This window comes from Komarekiella delphini-convector SJRDD-AB1 (assembly GCF_014831675.1).
GTDB lineage: Bacteria > Cyanobacteriota > Cyanobacteriia > Cyanobacteriales > Nostocaceae > Komarekiella.
The window spans coordinates 1-1,071 of sequence record NZ_VJXY01000189.1; the positions used below are offsets into that span (position 1 = coordinate 1).

The following is a 1,071-nucleotide window of genomic DNA, read 5'->3' on the forward strand; positions in this document are numbered from 1 at the left end:
TATAGCAATCCTAAATCAGTTATGAGAAAATGCTTAAAAGTACTAAAGTAGTAATTAGTACAAAAATATGGTTATGCAGGGATGTGGATACAATCATTAGAAGATTTTATTAAAGAAAGCCTAGATCAACGTGAAATTACACGAGCAATGGCAGTCAAAATGCTGCTGTATGGATACAAACATAAAGAGATAATGCCAATACTGAATGTTTCATCAGGCTTTATAAGTACATGGAAAAAAGCATTTTTTCAAAATGGAGTTGAAGGTTTAAAGTTAGCGTATAAAGGTAGCAAGGGATTTTTGGATGCACAACAGCATACTGAGGTGATTGAATGGTTGCAAACTAAGGATGAATGGACTCTAAATGAGCTAGAGTACCAAATCGCATCTCAGTATGGAGTGACGTTTGAGTCCAAACAAAGTTACTATGATTTATTTAATGAAGCACGTATTAGTTGGAAGAAAACGAGCGCGAATAATCCAAAACATGACCCAGAATTTGTCACCTCAAAAAAAAAGAACTTTGTGAGTTGTTGGAGAAGCGACGACCAGAAATAGAGTCAGGACAGCTAGTTGTGTTCATGGTTGATGAATGTCATTTACTGTGGGGGGACATCATCGGATATGTTTGGGGTAAAACTAGTGAACGAGTATCAATCCCAGTCGTAAATGCTCGTGATAAACAAACATATTTCGGGGCATTAGATTATAAAACAAAAGAGTTTCTTACTTATGCCGCATCTAAAGGTGACTCTAAAAACACGATTCAATTCCTCAAATATCTCCGCCAACAGCGTCCAGGAGCAAGACTTTTAATAGTTTGGGATGGTGCCAGCTACCATCGTTCGCAGGAAATTCAAGATTATCTGGATTCATTGAATTTCAAAAAATCAAAAGAACAATGGCTGATGACCTGCTTTCGATTTGCCCCAAATGCACCACAACAAAATCCTGTTGAAGATATTTGGTTACACGCCAAACGATTCATCAGAGAGTTTTATTTTTTCTGTCATTCTTTTACTGTAGTCAAAGCGTTATTTGAAATCTCAATTCATTGTCAATTTTTTGACT

General features: G+C 36.3%; 1 protein-coding gene. It reads left to right on the forward strand.

The window, feature by feature from the left end; all coding sequences use genetic code 11:
• Window positions 1-87: 87 nt before the first annotated feature.
• Window positions 88-1,071 (forward strand): IS630 family transposase gene (locus FNW02_RS38255; protein WP_191762652.1). Its coding sequence is split into 2 segments (ribosomal slippage), with 985 coding nucleotides annotated over them: window positions 88-508 and window positions 508-1,071; the frame shifts between segments, so codons are not numbered across the junction. This gene is flagged as partial in the annotation.